General features: G+C 63.6%; 14 protein-coding genes. 7 read left to right on the plus strand and 7 right to left on the minus strand.

Going from position 1 to position 15,398, the window contains the following annotated elements; all coding sequences use genetic code 11:
* Positions 1-5 precede the first annotated feature (5 nt).
* The 3 genes from BLV47_RS02740 to exaC all read right to left on the minus strand — a co-directional run bounded on the left by BLV47_RS02740 (position 6) and on the right by exaC (position 4,446).
* Positions 6-1,442, minus strand: a complete 1,437-nt coding sequence (locus BLV47_RS02740; protein WP_092309608.1) for an ethanolamine ammonia-lyase reactivating factor EutA — start codon at positions 1,440-1,442, stop codon at positions 6-8.
* Between the two features lie 25 nt (positions 1,443-1,467).
* On the minus strand, positions 1,468-2,748 hold the full coding sequence (gene eutH / locus BLV47_RS02745; protein ID WP_092309611.1) for an ethanolamine utilization protein EutH: 1,281 nt from the start codon (positions 2,746-2,748) through the stop codon (positions 1,468-1,470).
* 177 nt (positions 2,749-2,925) lie between these two features.
* A complete protein-coding gene (gene exaC, locus BLV47_RS02750; protein ID WP_092309614.1) occupies positions 2,926-4,446 on the minus strand; it encodes an acetaldehyde dehydrogenase ExaC in 1,521 nt (506 codons plus the stop codon).
* 376 nt (positions 4,447-4,822) lie between these two features.
* Between exaC and BLV47_RS02755 the strand changes: the two genes are divergently transcribed.
* From BLV47_RS02755 to BLV47_RS02770, 4 genes are all read left to right on the plus strand, one after another.
* Complete coding sequence (locus tag BLV47_RS02755; protein ID WP_092309617.1) at positions 4,823-6,742, plus strand: sigma-54-dependent Fis family transcriptional regulator; 1,920 nt, start codon at positions 4,823-4,825, stop codon at positions 6,740-6,742.
* A 137-nt stretch (positions 6,743-6,879) separates the two neighbouring features.
* On the plus strand, positions 6,880-8,229 hold the full coding sequence (gene mpl, locus BLV47_RS02760; protein WP_092309620.1) for a UDP-N-acetylmuramate:L-alanyl-gamma-D-glutamyl-meso-diaminopimelate ligase: 1,350 nt from the start codon (positions 6,880-6,882) through the stop codon (positions 8,227-8,229).
* On the plus strand, positions 8,226-8,858 hold the full coding sequence (gene ubiX, locus BLV47_RS02765) for a flavin prenyltransferase UbiX (RefSeq protein ID WP_016966094.1): 633 nt from the start codon (positions 8,226-8,228) through the stop codon (positions 8,856-8,858). The genes mpl and ubiX overlap by 4 nt, the downstream gene beginning before the upstream one ends.
* Positions 8,851-9,138 carry a YceK/YidQ family lipoprotein gene (locus BLV47_RS02770; RefSeq protein ID WP_092309623.1) on the plus strand — a complete coding sequence of 96 codons (288 nt, stop codon included), beginning with the start codon at positions 8,851-8,853 and terminating at the stop codon, positions 9,136-9,138. The genes ubiX and BLV47_RS02770 overlap by 8 nt, the downstream gene beginning before the upstream one ends.
* Before the next feature lie 60 nt (positions 9,139-9,198).
* On the opposite strand, the gene BLV47_RS02775 is transcribed toward BLV47_RS02770, so the two are convergent.
* From BLV47_RS02775 to BLV47_RS02785, 3 genes are all read right to left on the minus strand, one after another.
* Positions 9,199-9,840, minus strand: coding sequence for an oxidoreductase (locus BLV47_RS02775; RefSeq protein ID WP_092317025.1), 642 nt, complete (start codon positions 9,838-9,840; stop codon positions 9,199-9,201).
* A gap of 28 nt (positions 9,841-9,868) precedes the next feature.
* The gene (locus BLV47_RS02780) at positions 9,869-11,587 is read right to left on the minus strand and encodes a C13 family peptidase (protein WP_092309626.1); all 1,719 of its coding nucleotides are present in this window, start codon (positions 11,585-11,587) and stop codon (positions 9,869-9,871) included.
* A 103-nt stretch (positions 11,588-11,690) separates the two neighbouring features.
* The gene (locus tag BLV47_RS02785) at positions 11,691-12,146 is read right to left on the minus strand and encodes a MaoC family dehydratase (RefSeq protein ID WP_092309630.1); all 456 of its coding nucleotides are present in this window, start codon (positions 12,144-12,146) and stop codon (positions 11,691-11,693) included.
* A gap of 178 nt (positions 12,147-12,324) precedes the next feature.
* Between BLV47_RS02785 and BLV47_RS02790 the strand changes: the two genes are divergently transcribed.
* Genes BLV47_RS02790 through BLV47_RS02800 form a run of 3 tightly spaced genes read left to right on the plus strand, consistent with a single transcriptional unit; the run spans position 12,325 to position 14,001 of the window.
* Positions 12,325-12,687, plus strand: coding sequence for a CidA/LrgA family protein (locus BLV47_RS02790; protein ID WP_092309633.1), 363 nt, complete (start codon positions 12,325-12,327; stop codon positions 12,685-12,687).
* Positions 12,684-13,400: an LrgB family protein gene (locus BLV47_RS02795; protein WP_092309636.1), complete on the plus strand. Its 717-nt coding sequence runs from the start codon at positions 12,684-12,686 to the stop codon at positions 13,398-13,400. Before BLV47_RS02790 ends, BLV47_RS02795 begins: the two co-directional genes overlap by 4 nt.
* Positions 13,401-13,410: 10 nt before the next feature.
* Positions 13,411-14,001: an LON peptidase substrate-binding domain-containing protein gene (locus BLV47_RS02800; protein WP_060841263.1), complete on the plus strand. Its 591-nt coding sequence runs from the start codon at positions 13,411-13,413 to the stop codon at positions 13,999-14,001.
* A 42-nt stretch (positions 14,002-14,043) separates the two neighbouring features.
* Here BLV47_RS02800 and BLV47_RS02805 read toward each other — a convergent pair whose 3' ends face one another.
* On the minus strand, positions 14,044-15,360 hold the full coding sequence (locus tag BLV47_RS02805) for a bifunctional DedA family/phosphatase PAP2 family protein (protein WP_092309640.1): 1,317 nt from the start codon (positions 15,358-15,360) through the stop codon (positions 14,044-14,046).
* Between the last annotated feature and the right edge of the window lie 38 nt (positions 15,361-15,398).

Genomic DNA, 15,398 nt, shown 5'->3' on the forward strand with positions numbered 1-15,398 from the left:
GGCTTCTAGTGCACGCCGTAAAAGGCGACGGGCACGATGTGCTGATGGGGTGTTCCCAGATTGATGAAATGCGCCGAACGCTCGCGCACTTCATCGATGACGATCAGGTTGCAAGAACTGCGCCCCCAATCCGTGGCGTAGTTGCCCAGGACCTTGCCGACGTTGCTTTCCAGCAGCAGCACCAGCGGCCATTGAGGGGCGGGGCGTGCCGCGCTCAGGGCGCGGGACAACAGGGCGCCCAATTGACGGATTTGCTCCAGGCCCGGCGCCTGGCCGCCGTCGAGCAGTTGCAGGCAGGCACCGTCGCGGCTGCTCAAGGCCAGGGCCAGGGCGTCGTCCAGCTGTTGCCGCGAGGCGTCCATGGGCAGGCGGGCGACGATGGGCAGGTCCTTGAGCGGCAGCACTTCGGGCCGGGGCAGGAACAGGGTGCTGCCGGAGATTTCGGTGTTGTGCAGGGTCAGGCCGTAGACCGTGGCCCGGCCGCGGTTTTCCGGCACCAGGCGGCTGGCATCCCGGATCAGTCGTGGGTGGCGGGCGATGGCCAGGGCCAGATCGATGCCCAGGTCGCCGTAACAGGTGGTGCCAGGCATGGGTTCGCCTTGCAGGTGACGATAGAGCAACTCACCCACGCCACCGGAAAAGGTCAGGGCCGGGTTGGCAGCGTGTTCGGGGAGGATCAACGGCAGTTGCTCGGTCAGTTGCCCCAGCGTGCCGGTAAAAAAGGTGCGATCACCTTCGGCGATGGCGACCAGGGCGTCGACGTACCAGTTGACCACTGCATCCCGCTCCGGGTTGTCGAGCGGCTGGCCAACAGTCTTGTGGATCTGCAGGTGATCGAGCAGCGCCCGGCCGAATTCCGACAGCGCACTGAGGCGATAACTGCCCGGCTCGAACTGCAAGTGCCGGGCGCCGATGAAGTGGCAGCCGCTGGCCAGGACATTGCCATCCAGGCCCCAGGCAGCGTTGGTAGTGCCGCCGCCGATATCCAGGTTGAGCAGCGGTTGCTGTGGATAAAAGCGGCTCAGGGTCGAACAGCTGCCCATGAATGCCAGCCAGGACTCCAGCCCACCGTCGTCGGCGCGGGAGATCAGCACATTGCCGATCAGTTGCTCGACCCGGCGTGTCAGGGCCTGGGCGTTGTGCCGCCGCGCCGCCAGGCCGGTAATGATCACGCCCGCGGAAAACAGCTGTTCCGGGCGCACGCCGGCTTGCTCAAGCCAGCATTGGATCAGACCCTGGATCGCCGTTTCATCGATGATCCGGTCCTTGAACGGGGTAAACACCGGCTCGCCGCGAAACAGCACCCGGGGCTCGTTGAGGGCCATGCGTCCGGTGACGCAATGGCTGCTCAGGCTGGCCTGGGCGATCAGCGCGCTGCTGGTGGTGGAGCCGAAGTCCAGCCCCAGCAGCAACACCGATGTGCCGCCCGTGATGGCTTGCATGCTGGCGTTCCTCGCCGCGCCGAAGTCAGGCGGTGGCCTTCTGGCCCGCGGGTTCCGGAGTGTCCAGCGCGGTGCCGCCCAGGTACTCGCCCGGAGCGATGATCCCCGCTGCCCGATCCTCGGCTTCCAGTTGCAGCGCCTTGGGCACCGACAGCCAGTAGGCCAGGCCGACAGCGACGAAACCGGCGCTGATCTTGCCGATCAGCACCGGCAGGATGATGGTCGGCTGGAAGTTGGCGGTGAACGACAGATGGTCCCCCAGCAGGAAGGCAGCGCAGACCCCGAAGGCGATGTTCACCACCTTGTCCTTGGGCGGCATCAGGCGCACCAGGCGGAACATGGCGAGGATATTGGCGATGGTCGCCAGCATGCCGGCACTGCCCACGGCGCTGAGGCCGATCTTGCCACCGAGGTTTTCCAACGGCTTGCCCAGGTATTTGCGCAGCAGGTAGACCATGGGGAAGGCGCCGGCCAGCATGATGCCGATGTAGCCGGCGGTTTCCAGGGCGCGGGTCTGGTCCTGGGCGTCGGCGATGATCGGGTGGAACCCCCAGCTGCCGAACACCGCGGAGAAGGCTCCGGTGAAGTACTCGACGATGGAGAACACCAGCACCAGCTTGATCGCCGCGTCCATGGCCCGGCCGAAGATGATGAAGCCCTTGATCATCATGTCCGGCAAGAAGCGCAGGCCCAGGGCCAGGGCCACGACGAAGATCAGGATTGGCAGCAGGTTGGCGAAGATGCTGCCCAGGCCCATGGCCAGTTGGTAGCTGGCTTCGCCGTTGGTGCTGACCAGTTCGCGTACCACCGGGTTGCTGAAGGCCAGGATCAGGCTGGCGATCATCACCCCGACGGGGATGGTGAGGATGCCGGACATGATCCCCAGGGCCATGTATTTGTGGTCGCGCTTGTCGAGCATCGCCAGGCCCATGGGAATCGAGAAGACGATGGTGGCGCCGCCCATGAAGCCAGTGATCAATGCCATCACCAGGGCTTCCTTGCTCGCGGCCAGGGCCGAGGCCAGCTGATAGCCGCCCATGTCCGAGGCGATGATCATGGTCGCCGCCAGGGCCGGGTCGGCGCCCAGGGAGTTGAAGAAGGGGCCGAAGACGGTTTCGATGACCACGGTGAGATAGGGGATGGAAGCCATGATCCCTGCGGCCGGCACGAAGATGTAGCCGGTGGCGTGGATGCCTTCCATGAATTCCTTGCCCAGGCCTCGCTCGCTGTCGTAGATGGCGGCGAAGGCGCCGAGTACGGCGCAGAGCATGATGAGGTAGAGCACGTAGTTGCCGATCTGATCCATTGCGTTTGTCCCTTGTTATTGTTTTTCAAGCAGGGTCTGTGCACGACTGGTTTGGCGCAGAACTTCCGACAGCAGTGTCCCGTCCGGCCAGCCTTCGGCACCGGATCAGAGCAGGTGAACAGGTGCGGCAGGGCCGCGAAAAGGCCTCCCGGCGACCTGGGTCGCCGGGAGGATCGATCAGAAGAAGCCCAGTGGGTTGATGTCGTAGCTCACCAGCAGGTTCTTGGTCTGCTGGTAATGGTCGAGCATCATCTTGTGGGTTTCACGGCCAACCCCGGACTTCTTGTAGCCACCGAACGCGGCGTGGGCCGGGTACAGGTGGTAGCAGTTGGTCCATACGCGGCCAGCCTTGATCCCGCGGCCCATGCGGTAGGCGCGGTTGATGTCGCGGGTCCAGACCCCGGCGCCCAGGCCGAACTCGGTGTCGTTGGCGATTGCCAGCGCTTCGGCTTCGTCCTTGAAGGTGGTGACGCTGACCACCGGGCCAAAGATCTCTTCCTGGAACACGCGCATCTTGTTGGTGCCCTTGAGCAGGGTCGGCTGGATGTAGTAACCGCTGGACAGGTCGCCTGCGAGTTTTTCCACCTTGCCGCCGGTGAGCAGCTGCGCGCCTTCGTTCTTGGCGATGTCGAGGTAGGAGAGGATCTTGTCGAACTGCTGCTCGGAGGCCTGGGCGCCGACCATGGTGTCGGTGTCCAGCGGGTCGCCGCGCTTGATCTGCTCGACCTTCTTCATCACCACTTGCATGAATTCGTCGTAGATCGACTCCTGCACCAGGGCGCGGGACGGGCAGGTGCAGACTTCACCCTGGTTGAAGAACGCCAGCACCAGGCCTTCGGCGGCCTTTTCGATGAACTTGGGTTCGGCCTGCATGATGTCTTCGAAGAAGATGTTCGGCGACTTGCCGCCCAGTTCCACGGTGGACGGAATGATGTTCTCGGCGGCGCATTTCATGATGTGCGAGCCCACCGGAGTCGAGCCGGTGAAGGCGATCTTGGCGATGCGCTTGCTGGTGGCCAGGGCTTCGCCGGCTTCGCGGCCAAAACCTTGCACCACGTTGAGCACACCCGGCGGCAGCAGGTCGCCGATCACTTCCAGCAGCACGGTGATGCCCAGCGGCGTCTGCTCGGCGGGCTTGAGCACCACGCAGTTGCCGGCGGCCAGGGCCGGGGCGAGTTTCCAGGCGGCCATCAGGATCGGGAAGTTCCACGGGATGATCTGTCCGACCACGCCCAGGGGTTCATGGATGTGATAGGCCACGGTGTTGCCGTCGATTTCCGCGGCGCTGCCTTCCTGGGCCCGCAGGCAACCGGCGAAGTAGCGGAAGTGGTCGGCGGCCAGGGGGATGTCGGCGTTCAGGGTTTCGCGCACGGCCTTGCCGTTGTCCCAGGTTTCGGTGATGGCCAGCAGTTCCAGGTTCTGTTCGATGCGGTCGGCGATCTTCAGCAGGATCAGCGAGCGAGCCTGTACCGAGGTGGCGCCCCAGGCATCGGCGGCGGCATGGGCGGCGTCCAGCGCCTTGTCGATGTCTTCGGCGGTGGAGCGGGGGAATTCGGCAATCGGCTGGCCATTGACCGGCGAGGTATTGGTGAAGTACTGGCCTTTGATCGGCGCGACGAATTCGCCGTTGATGTAGTTGCCGTACTTGCTCTTGAACGAAACGATGGCGCCTTCAGTACCGGGGTGTGCGTAACGCATGGTGGGTATCTCCTGGCTTCTTATGCTTATGGGGGAGGACGCGCTTTAGCGCATATCAAGCGTAGAGCAAAGGTCGGGCCAGCGTGGTGGGGACCATGTGCATCAAGGGTTTACGGATGTTTCGAGTGGGCTGTGGCGGGGCGTTGTGACGGAAGCGGTACAGGGTTGAGTGACAGTTTGTAACCTTGCTGGCACAACCTGTGACCTGTGGGTCAGGCCGGCATTGCAATGGAGCAGCGGCTGGAGGATGCTGGTTCGCGTGTCGAATCTTGTCGGACAAATCTGATAAGCGTTCCTCCTTCATGGTCGATTGCGGCCCGGCAGTGGCGAGGGTATTTCGTCTGAGCGTGCCAGCGCAGCAGGAGAATAATAAGAAATGCACAGTAGTAATCACTTGAGCCGACATGCCCAGCAGGTGCTCACCGTTGCCCAGGGCAAGGCCCATCTGCAGGGGCCGGGCAGCGATCCTTCCATCGCCCGTTCCTGGCTGCGCTGCCTTGAGGACTATCATCTCGACCCGGCCCAGGCCATGGCGCCCACGGTGCTGGAGCATGGTCGTCTGCTGGAGAGCCGCGAGCGCCTGCAGGATGTGCTGCAGATTGCCGGTACCGAGATGACCAACCTGCATCAGCAGTTGTCCGGCGCCGGACATGCGGTGCTGCTGACCGACGCTCGCGGGGTGATCCTCAACTGCATTACCGCCCCCAGCGAGCGCAAGATCTTCGAGCATGCCGGTCTCTGGCTCGGTGCCGACTGGAGCGAGGCCCGGGAAGGCACCAATGGCATCGGCACCTGCCTGGTGGAGCGCCAGTCGCTGACCATTCACCAGGGTGAGCATTTCCGCGGCCGGCACACGGGCCTGACCTGCTCGGCGAGCCCGGTGTTCGATCCCCATGGCGAGTTGCTGGCGGTGCTGGATGTGTCTTCGGCGCGCCAGGATGTTTCCCGGCAGAGCCAGTTCCACACCATGGCCCTGGTCAATCTCTCGGCGAAGATGATCGAGAGCTGCTATTTCCTGCGCTATTTCGAGAACCAGTGGCTGTTGCGCTTTCATCTGCAGGCCGAGTCGGTGGGGCTGTTCAGCGAAGGGCTGCTGGCGTTCGATGGTGAAGGCCGGATCTGTGCGGTGAACCAGAGTGCCCTGAACCTGCTGGGGCATATTCGCGGGGGGCTGCTGGGCAAGCCGGTGGAGAGCTTTTTTGACTGCTCGCTGGATGAGTTGCTCAGTCGCGCCAGCATCAATGCCAGCGCCAGTTGGCCCTTGCGCACTCGGGACGGGCGGCGCCTGTTTGCCCTGTTGCGCGGCCAGCCGCAGCCGGCCTCGCCATCGGTATCGCGGGCGCCAGTGGCCATTGCGCCTTCGCGTCCAGCGGGCATTTGCCTGGGTGATGAGGGGCTGCAGAACGATTTTCGCCGGGCCTCGCGGGTATTCGAACGGGATGTGCCGCTGTTGATCAACGGCGAGACTGGCTCCGGCAAGGAGGCTTTCGCCAAGGCGGTGCATCAGGGCAGCGCCCGGGCGGACAAGGCTTTTGTCGCGCTCAACTGCGCGGCGATTCCGGAGAGCCTGATCGAGAGCGAGTTGTTCGGCTATCGCGGCGGCAGTTTTACCGGGGCGCGCAAGGAGGGCATGCGCGGCAAGTTGCAGCAGGCCGATGGCGGCACCCTGTTCCTGGATGAAATCGGCGATATGCCCCTGGCCTTGCAGACCCGCTTGCTACGGGTGCTGGAGGATCGTCTGGTGGTGCCCATTGGCGGTGAGCCCCAGGCGGTCAACGTGCGCATCATCAGCGCCACCCACCGGGACCTGCTGGAACGGGTGCGTGACGGCAGTTTTCGCGAGGACCTGTATTACCGGCTCAATGGTCTGGAGATCGCCTTGCCGGCCCTGCGCGATCGCAGCGACAAGTCCCGGTTGCTGGATTTTCTCCTGGCTGAGGAGGCGGGCGAGCAGCCCGTGGTGCTGGACGACGGCGCGCGCCAGGCCCTGCTGGGCTATTCATGGCCAGGCAACGTGCGCCAGTTGCGCAACGTGCTGCGGACCTTGGCGGCCCTGTGCGAAAACGGTCGCATTGCTCTGGAAGACCTGCCGCCGTTGATCCGCCACAGCCGCCCGGCGCCGGTGAGCGAGCCGGTTGCCGAGGTGCAGGAGCGTCCCCTGGAGGATGCCGAGCGGGTAGCGTTGCTGGCGGCTCTGGAGCAGCAGCGCTGGCACATGACCCACACCGCCGAGCAGTTGGGAGTCAGCCGCAACACCCTTTATAGAAAGCTGCGCAAGCACGGCATCGCGCGCTAAGCCCGGCCCCTGGTCGCTGGCACAGGGCTACGGCCTTGATGCCTGCGCCGGCAGGGGGCGACAACCACCCGCTCAGCTAATGGGTGCGATTTGCAGCCCTCTAGGCTAACCTGCGCCGATGTTTTTCGAGGTCGACTATGCACATTCATATTCTCGGTATCTGCGGCACTTTCATGGGGTCGATGGCGGTTCTGGCCAAAGAGCTGGGCCACCGCGTAACGGGCTCCGACGCCAACGTCTATCCGCCGATGAGCACCCAGCTGCAGGCCCAGGGCATCGAACTGACTCAAGGCTACGATCCTGCCCAACTGGACCCTGCGCCGGACCTGGTGGTGATCGGCAATGCCATGTCCCGGGGCAATCCGGCGGTGGAATATGTACTGAACAAGGGCCTGCCCTATGTGTCCGGTCCGCAGTGGCTGGCCGATCATGTGCTGCAAGGGCGCTGGGTGCTGGCCGTGGCCGGCACCCACGGCAAGACGACCACCAGCAGCATGCTGGCCTGGGTGCTGGAGCATGCCGGCATGAGCCCGGGCTTCCTGATCGGCGGCGTGCCGCAGAACTTCGCGGTGTCGGCGCGCCTGGGCGGCACGCCGTTCTTCGTGATCGAAGCCGATGAATACGACAGCGCTTTCTTCGACAAGCGCTCGAAGTTCGTCCATTACCGCCCGCGCACCGCGATCCTCAATAACCTTGAGTTCGATCACGCGGATATCTTTCCGGATCTGGCTGCCATCGAACGGCAGTTCCATCACCTGGTGCGGACCATTCCCAGCGAAGGCCTGGTGATTCATCCCACCACCGAGCCGGCGTTGCAGCGGGTGATCGAGATGGGCTGCTGGACTCCGGTGCAGACCACCGGTGCCGGCGGACAATGGCAGGTCAAACTGCTCAGTGCCGATGGTTCGGCCTTTGAGGTGATGTTCGAAGGCGTAAGCCAAGGCGTGGTGGAGTGGGAACTGACCGGGCAGCACAACGTGGCCAACGCCCTGGCAACCCTGGCCGCCGCGCGACATGTCGGCGTGGTGCCGTCCATGGGGATTGCCGGACTGAGTGCGTTCAAGAGCGTGAAGCGGCGCATGGAGAAGGTTGCGCAAGTGCACGGTGTGACCATCTATGACGACTTCGCTCACCACCCGACGGCCATTGCCACCACCCTGGACGGCCTGCGCAAGCGGGTCGGCGATGCCCCGGTGATCGCCATCATCGAGCCGCGCTCCAACTCCATGAAGCTCGGCGCGCATCGTGATGGCCTGCCGGAAAGCGTCAACCAGGCCGATCAGGTGATCTGGTACGCACCGGCCAACCTGGGCTGGGACCTGGCGGCCACGGCGGCCCTGTGTTCGGTGCCGTCGATCGTCAGCGATTCCCTGGAGGGCATCATCGAACGGGTGAAGAGCCAGGCCAAACCCGGCACCCAGGTGGTGATCATGAGCAACGGTGGTTTCGGCGGGCTGCACGGTAAACTGGCCGAGGCCCTGCAATGAGCAACGGTCCGGAACGCATCACCCTGGCCATGACCGGCGCCTCCGGCGCCCAGTATGGTTTGCGCCTGCTCGATTGTCTGGTGCGCGAGGATCGGGAAGTGCACTTCCTGATCTCCAAGGCCGCGCAACTGGTCATGGCCACGGAAACCGATGTCAGCCTGCCACCCAAGCCACAGTTGATGCAGGCCTTCCTCACCGAGTACACCGGTGCGGCGGCGGGGCAGATCCGGGTTTACGGCAAGGAAGATTGGATGTCGCCGGTGGCCTCGGGTTCCGGTTCGCCGGCAGCGATGGTGGTGGTGCCCTGTTCCACCGGCACCTTGTCGGCGATTGCCACCGGGGCCTGCAACAACCTGATCGAGCGCGCGGCGGACGTGACCCTCAAGGAGCGCCGGCAGTTGATCCTGGTGCCGCGCGAGGCGCCGTATTCCAGTATTCATCTGGAGCACATGCTCAAGCTGTCCAATATGGGGGTGACCATCCTGCCGGCGTCGCCGGGCTTCTATCACCAGCCGCAGACCATCGATGACCTGGTGGATTTCGTGGTGGCGCGGATTCTCAATCTGCTGAACATTCCCCAGGACATGTTGCCGCGCTGGGGCGAGCATCATTTGAGCAGCGATGAATAAATCCCTGTTGATCCTGCTGGCGGTCCTGCAACTGGCAGGATGCGCCACGGTGCGGACCTTGAATGCCGTGCAACCGGGCGCGCCGGTGGTGTATTCGGGGACGCGCCTGGACCTGTATGCGATGCAGGGAGGCTGCTGCGCCATGGACCGCTTTGGCGCCGAGGCACCTAGCTATCCGGGGGTGGATCTGCCGGCTAGCGCTGTGCTCGATACCCTGCTGTTGCCGCTGTCGGTACTGACGGTACTGGGGGTGGGGTTTCAGGCGACGGGCGGGTTGTAGTGCTTCGCCGGCAAGCCGGCTCCTACAGGTACGCGCAGGAGCGGCTTGCCGACGAACGATTCATTTACCCAGTTTGCGCAGCTCGTCGGACTCGACGACTCGCGTGCCGTTCTGCTCTTCAAGCGCCAGGCGCCACATGGCCCGGGCCAGCTGGCAGGCTTCGATGCCGCGGTATTTCCCGGGGATCAGTCGAGACAGTGGCCCGGCCAGCTGCTCGCCCAGGCGCGGCTCGATACGATCACCCAGCAGCAATGACGGCCGGCAAATGGTCAGTTGTGGCCAGCCCTGCTGTTTCAGGGCTTCTTCCATTTCACCTTTGACCCGGTTGTAGAAAATCGATGACTTGGGATCGGCGCCCAGCGCACTGATCACTATCAGGTGTCGTGCCCCGAGTTCCCGGGCGCGCTTGCCGAAGGCCACCACCAGATCCAGGTCCACCGCGCGGAAGGCCGCTTCGGAGCCGGCCTGCTTGATGGTGGTGCCCAGGCAGCAGAAGGCAATTTCCACCTTGCCGCTCAGCTGTGGCAGGAATACCTGCGGATCGCCGACCGGGTTTTCCAGGCGTGGGTGCTTGCTTAGCGGGCGTCTACTGGGTGCCAGAACACGAATGATGGTGGGCTCGTTGAGCAGGCGATCGAGCAGTTGCTCTCCGGTCAGTCCGGAGGCGCCGGCGAGCAGGATGTGCTGAGGCGTCAAGTACATGGTCATTCCCCCTTGATACGATTCCAGCTTAGTTGCTCTGTGCTTCCTTGCTGCCTATAGAGACACTTTGCAGCGCTTTTCGTGCCTGCTGTCTACGCAGTTGTTGCCAGTGGGCAATGACCCCCTTTGGGGCCCAGATTTGTGGTTCCGACGCTTCGAAGCCATCTGCCTGTTCGCGCTCGGCGACGGTGGCCCTGGCCAGTTTGAAGGCATGCTCCAGATCGTCCGTCTGGTTCAGAGCCTGGGCGAACAGCGCGTCGCCGAAATAGGTGAAGTCGGCTTCTTCCGAACAGCCGAAGGACACTCGGTCGGCCTGGGAGGCGGTCATGATCAGGGTCCGTTCATCCTTCAGCGCGGGGATGAAACCGCCGGAATAGCAGGACGAGATGACGATGATCTTGTCGCGATTTTTCAATGGGGCCAGGACGCTGGCCAGCTCATCGGCGGGCAGGTCCGCCAGCTCCAGGCGCGGTTGATCCAGCACCAGTTCGTGTTCACTGGTGCCGTGACTGGTGAGGTAGATGAACACCAGGTCGTCGGGGCTGCTGCGTTCGGCCAGGGTCTGGGCGGCGCGGCGCAGGTTTTCCCGAGTGGCCATCGGCCGGTTCGTCATGTGGTCGCGGTGGTTCACCAGGCGGATCTGGCCATAGGCACCGAAGCGGCTGGCGAGCATGTTGCTGACGTAATCGGCTTCACGCAGGAACACGCTTTGCTTGCCGTCGCCGGCCAGGGTCAGGCTGTAGAGCTTGATGCCTGGAGTGGAGGCGGGCACCTCGTCCAGGGCTTTCTGCAGCAAGTGACCCTGGACCAGCAGGGCGCTTTCCAGTGGGTCGGGCAAGAGCTTGCCGTCGGCGTCACGAACCCGCAGGCCGTTGTTCCACACGCCGCTTTGCACGCTGCCATCGCGCAGCACCAGCACGCCACGGCCTTGATAGTTGTCGCTGTCGAAGCCGCCAATGTAGAAGCTGCCGTCACTGAGGTTGAGGCGCCCCTCGCCGCTGAAGCGCCAGTCGCTGAAGCCGCCGATATAGTGGCTGCCATCGGCACCGATCAACTCGCCCTTGCCGCCCAGGGCGCCTTCCTTGAACTGGCCGATCCACACGTCGCCGTCGGAGTTTTCGTAACGGCCCTTGCCGTTGAGCTGATTGTGTTTGAAACCGCCGACGTAGATGTCGCCCTCGGCGCTGTTGAAGGTGCCGTTGCCCTCCAGTTGGCCGTCGACGAAGTGGCCGGTGAACTGGTTGCCGTTGCCATCGCTGCGCTGGCCTTCACCGTTGGGTTTGCCCTTGGCGAACTGCCCCTGATACTGGCTGCCGTCTTCCAGCTCCAGGCGACCCAGGCCCGAGTACAGGTCGGCCTTGAACTCGCCGCGATAGGTCATGCCGTTTTCTTTGAGGGTGCCTTCGCCGTCCCGGCGGCCGAGCTTGAAGCCGCCGCTGTAGCTGCTGTCCTTGGTGGTCAGGGTGCCTTGGCCATGGAACAGGCCCTGCTGGAACTGGCCGCGATAGACCTCGCCATTGCTGCCGTGCCATTCCCCCTGGCCGTGCCATTGGCCCTTGTCGAACTGGCCGGCGTACCAGCTGCCGTTGGGGTAGTCGATGCGTCCCTGTCCCTGGAGCAATCCATTGACCAGGTCGCCACGATAGCGTCCGCCGTCCGGCAGTCGAGCGTCGGGCGGCAATAGCGATTCGCCGTCTCCGCAAGCGCTGAGCAAAAGGGTCAAAACCAGGGGTACAAGTGGGCGCATAACGGGTTCCGGATAATTAGGGGACCGAGTATGCCGCAGCGGTGTGACTTATATATAGAGAGGTTGAGCGAAACAGCGTGAGCTGTTTCGCATCAGGAGCGTTTCAGACGAAGCAGAGCGACAGGGGCTCGGCGATGTAGGCGGGTTTTTCCTCGCCGTCGATCTCCAGGGTGGCGGTGGCCTTGAGCAGCCATTGACCGGGTTTTTTCTCGGTGACCTCGGTCAGTTCGACCTTGAGCCGTACCTTGGAGTCGACTTTCACCGGCTGGATGAAGCGCACGCTGTCCAGACCATAGTTGACCACCATCTTCAGGCCTTCGGGCAGCACGAGGATGTCTTCCATCAGTTTGGGGATCAGCGACAGGGTCAGGAAACCGTGGGCAATGGTGGTGCCAAATGGGGTTTTGGCCGCTTTGACCGGATCGACGTGAATGAACTGGAAGTCGCCGGTGGCTTCGGCAAACAGGTTGATTCGCTCCTGGTCAATGGTGAGCCACTGGGAGCGTCCGAGTTCCTTCCCGACATAATCTTTGAGCTCTGCAACAGGAACATAAGGCATTGAGACTCTCCTTGGATCAACGTTTTTTGAGTATTGGACGCAGTACTTTGCGCTCCGGAATATCCACTTTAGATCATCATGGCGATCCTTCCCGGTAAACATCCATGCTTTTGGCGAATGCCGGTTCATAGCGGCTGCGTGCTTATAATGCGCAACGGGATCTGGCTGGAGAGGCGGTATGTTGTTACGCGGTTTGACATGGCTGGTGCTGTTCCAATTGCTCGGCACGGCGCTCAATCACCTGCTGTTGCCCGTGCTTCCCGGGCCGATCATCGGCCTGTTGCTGCTCCTGGTTTTCCTTGTGCTGCGCGGTGAAGTGGGAGAGCCGTTGAGCCAGGCAGCCAGCAGCCTGCTGCGTTATCTGCCGCTGCTGCTGGTGCCGCCTGCCGTGGGCGTGATGGTCTATGCCCGGGATATCGCCGCGGACTTCTGGGCCATCAGTGGTGCGCTGGTGTTGTCGCTGATCATTTCCATGGCCTTTGTCGGCGTGCTGATGCAGCGTCTGGTCAAGCGCCAGGCTCGCCGGGAGGACAGCCAATGATCTTCGATTGGCAAGGTGCCTGGGCGGCGGTGATCCATCACCCGTTGTTCGGCATCGGCATCACTCTGGCGGCCTATCAACTGGTGCTGGCAGCGTTCGAAAAGACCCGCTGGATGTTCCTGCAGCCGGTGCTGGTATCCATGCTGTTGGTGATTGGTGTGTTGCTCGGCTGTGGCCTGAGTTACGCCGAGTACCGCAAGAGCACCGAGATCCTGAGCATTCTGCTGGGCCCGGCCACGGTGGCCCTGGCGGTGCCGCTGTACCTCAACCTGCGGCGCATTCGTCAATTGTTCTGGCCAATCTTCACTACGCTGGTGGTGGGTGGGGTGTTGGCTACCAGTCTGGGGGTAGTGCTGGGAGGGTGGTTTGGCGCCGAGCACATGATCCTCATGACCATGGCGCCCAAGTCGGTGACTTCGCCTATCGCCATGCTGGTGGCCGAGCAGATCGGCGGGGTGGCGGCGCTGGCGGCGGTGTTCGTGTTGATCACCGGGGTGATCGGGGCGATCTTCGGTCCGGCCATTCTCGATCGCCTGGGGGTGCATGGCCCCGAGGCGCGGGGCATGGCGCTGGGCATGACCGCCCACGCCGTGGGCACTTCGGTGGCGTTGCAGGAAAGTGAGGAGTGCGGCGCCTTTGCGGCGCTGGCGATGAGTCTGATGGGCGTGGCCACGGCGGTGCTGCTGCCGTTGGCGGTGTCTTTGCTGGTTTGAGGATGGGTGTATGAGCCTGGCACTGTTTCCCTTGAATACCGTGTTGTTTCCCGACTGCATCCTCGATCTGCAGATTTTCGAGGCGCGCTACCTGGACATGATCGGCCGTTGCATGAAGCAGGGCTGCGGTTTCGGGGTGGTATGCATTCTCGAGGGCGAGGAGGTCGGCCCAGCAGCGCCCGGCTATGCCCTAGTGGGCTGTGAGGCGCTGATCACCGATTTCCACCAGCAGGACAATGGATTGCTGGGCATCAGGGTCAAGGGTGGCCGGCGTTTTCGCGTGCTCAGCAGTGAAGTGCAGAAGGATCAATTGACCGTGGCCCAGGTCCAGTGGCTGCAAGAGGCCAGCGAGCAGCCGCTGAAGGAGGAGGACGCCGACCTGATCGCCCTGCTCAAGGCCTTGGCCGAGCATCCGATGGTGGAGGCGCTGGACATGGGCAGCGAGGCCGAGGGGCAATTGTCCCTGGCCAATCAACTGGCCTACCTGCTGCCCTTCTCCGAGCAGGACAAGATCGACCTGCTGCAACTGGATGATCCGCAGCAGCGGCTCGATGCCATCCAGCAATTGCTAGACGAACTGCAGGGCGAGCTGTTCGCCTGAGCTGGCACCATGAGCGGTCGCTGCAGGCGGCCCTGCGATTCGTTAATAGGCGTAGCGCAACAGCGCGTGAGGCAAATGCCGGGTGGCCATGAAGCCGCACATCAGCAGCATCACCGGCAGTACTATCCACCAGGCCCTGGCCGGCATCGGCTTGAGCGGGGCCTGCCATTGAATCAGGGTCAGGCTGGCGGCACAGACGCAGGTCGCGAGCATCGCGCCAGCGAGGATGTCGCTGGGCCAGTGAGCCCCCAGGTATACCCGCGACAGGGCTATCGAGGCCGCCGGCAGGCAACCCAGCAGTAGCCAGGTCAGGCGCATCCGCGGCGGCTGGCCACGTCCGGCCAACACCGCCAAGGTCAGGAACAGCGCAAAGGAGCCCGAGGCGTGGCCGCTGGGCATGCTGTAGCTGGTGAGCGGATCGCTCAGGACTTCAGGTCGCAGGCGGGCGAAAAACCATTTGCTGCCGGTATTGGCCAGGGCGGTGCACATCAGCGTCACGCCAGCGAATACCGCGTGGCGCCATTGCCGCAGGGCCAGAAGCAGCAGGGTCAACACGGCGCTGGTGATGAACATGGCGCGAAACTCGCCGACCTGAGTGATCATCACCATGATCTTGTCCAGGGTCGGGTCCCGGTGTTCCTGCACCAGCGCGATCAGCCCCTGGTCGAATGCGCTGAGATAGGGATAGCCGATGAACAGCCCGGCCAGAGCCAGCAGGCTGGCACCGGACATCAGCAGGGTCGCCCGGCGGTGGCGGCGCAGGCTGCTGGTGATGCTCAAGCCGATCAGCAGCGCCAGGCCGCCGGCGACGACACCCGCTTGTGGCCAGAAACCTTCGGGCAGCGGCAGGCGGATCGCCGCACCGGTGGCCCAGCCCGGCAGCAGGTATGCCACCGACCAGCCCGCCGCGGCCAGCAGGCTGACGGCCATGAAACGCGGGAAGGGCATGTCGAACATGCCCGCCACCATGGGGAGCATGGGGCGCAGAGGACCGATGAAGCGTCCCACCAACAGACTGGCGATGCCGTAGCGCTGGAAGTAGTTCTCGGCGCCGCTGATCCATTCCGGATGCTGCCGCAGGCCCGGCAGGCGGCGGATGCTTTGGTGAAAGTGGCGTCCCAGCAGGTAGGACACCAGATCCCCGAACAGGCCGCCAAACAGGCCCAGCAGCAGGGTTTCCCCCAGTGACAGCGCGCCGTTGCCGGCCAGCACGGCAATCGCGAACAGCAGCACCGTGCCTGGGACAATCAGGCCGGCAATGGCCAGGCATTCCACGCAGGCGACGATGAACACGGCGGCGGCCAGCCATTGCGGGTGGGTGGTCAGCCAGGCAGTCACGCTGTCGAGCCATGGGCCCATAAATTCAACTCCATTGTGGATGGCGGTGGGGAGGCGGA

Source organism: Pseudomonas saponiphila (genome assembly GCF_900105185.1).
GTDB lineage: Bacteria > Pseudomonadota > Gammaproteobacteria > Pseudomonadales > Pseudomonadaceae > Aquipseudomonas > Aquipseudomonas saponiphila.

Excerpts from the sequence above, each read along its gene's own strand:
- exaC (WP_092309614.1), bottom strand. The coding sequence starts at position 4,446 with ATGCGTTACGCACACCCCGGTACTGAAGGCGCCATCGTTTCGTTCAAG.
- BLV47_RS02790 (WP_092309633.1), top strand. The coding sequence starts at position 12,325 with ATGTTGTTACGCGGTTTGACATGGCTGGTGCTGTTCCAATTGCTCGGC.
- BLV47_RS02800 (WP_060841263.1), top strand. The coding sequence starts at position 13,411 with ATGAGCCTGGCACTGTTTCCCTTGAATACCGTGTTGTTTCCCGACTGC.
- ubiX (WP_016966094.1), top strand. The coding sequence starts at position 8,226 with ATGAGCAACGGTCCGGAACGCATCACCCTGGCCATGACCGGCGCCTCC.
- BLV47_RS02785 (WP_092309630.1), bottom strand. The coding sequence starts at position 12,146 with ATGCCTTATGTTCCTGTTGCAGAGCTCAAAGATTATGTCGGGAAGGAA.
- BLV47_RS02770 (WP_092309623.1), top strand. The coding sequence starts at position 8,851 with ATGAATAAATCCCTGTTGATCCTGCTGGCGGTCCTGCAACTGGCAGGA.
- mpl (WP_092309620.1), top strand. The coding sequence starts at position 6,880 with ATGCACATTCATATTCTCGGTATCTGCGGCACTTTCATGGGGTCGATG.
- BLV47_RS02795 (WP_092309636.1), top strand. The coding sequence starts at position 12,684 with ATGATCTTCGATTGGCAAGGTGCCTGGGCGGCGGTGATCCATCACCCG.
- BLV47_RS02775 (WP_092317025.1), bottom strand. The coding sequence starts at position 9,840 with ATGTACTTGACGCCTCAGCACATCCTGCTCGCCGGCGCCTCCGGACTG.
- eutH (WP_092309611.1), bottom strand. The coding sequence starts at position 2,748 with ATGGATCAGATCGGCAACTACGTGCTCTACCTCATCATGCTCTGCGCC.
- BLV47_RS02740 (WP_092309608.1), bottom strand. The coding sequence starts at position 1,442 with ATGCAAGCCATCACGGGCGGCACATCGGTGTTGCTGCTGGGGCTGGAC.
- BLV47_RS02780 (WP_092309626.1), bottom strand. The coding sequence starts at position 11,587 with ATGCGCCCACTTGTACCCCTGGTTTTGACCCTTTTGCTCAGCGCTTGC.
- BLV47_RS02805 (WP_092309640.1), bottom strand. The coding sequence starts at position 15,360 with ATGGGCCCATGGCTCGACAGCGTGACTGCCTGGCTGACCACCCACCCG.
- BLV47_RS02755 (WP_092309617.1), top strand. The coding sequence starts at position 4,823 with ATGCACAGTAGTAATCACTTGAGCCGACATGCCCAGCAGGTGCTCACC.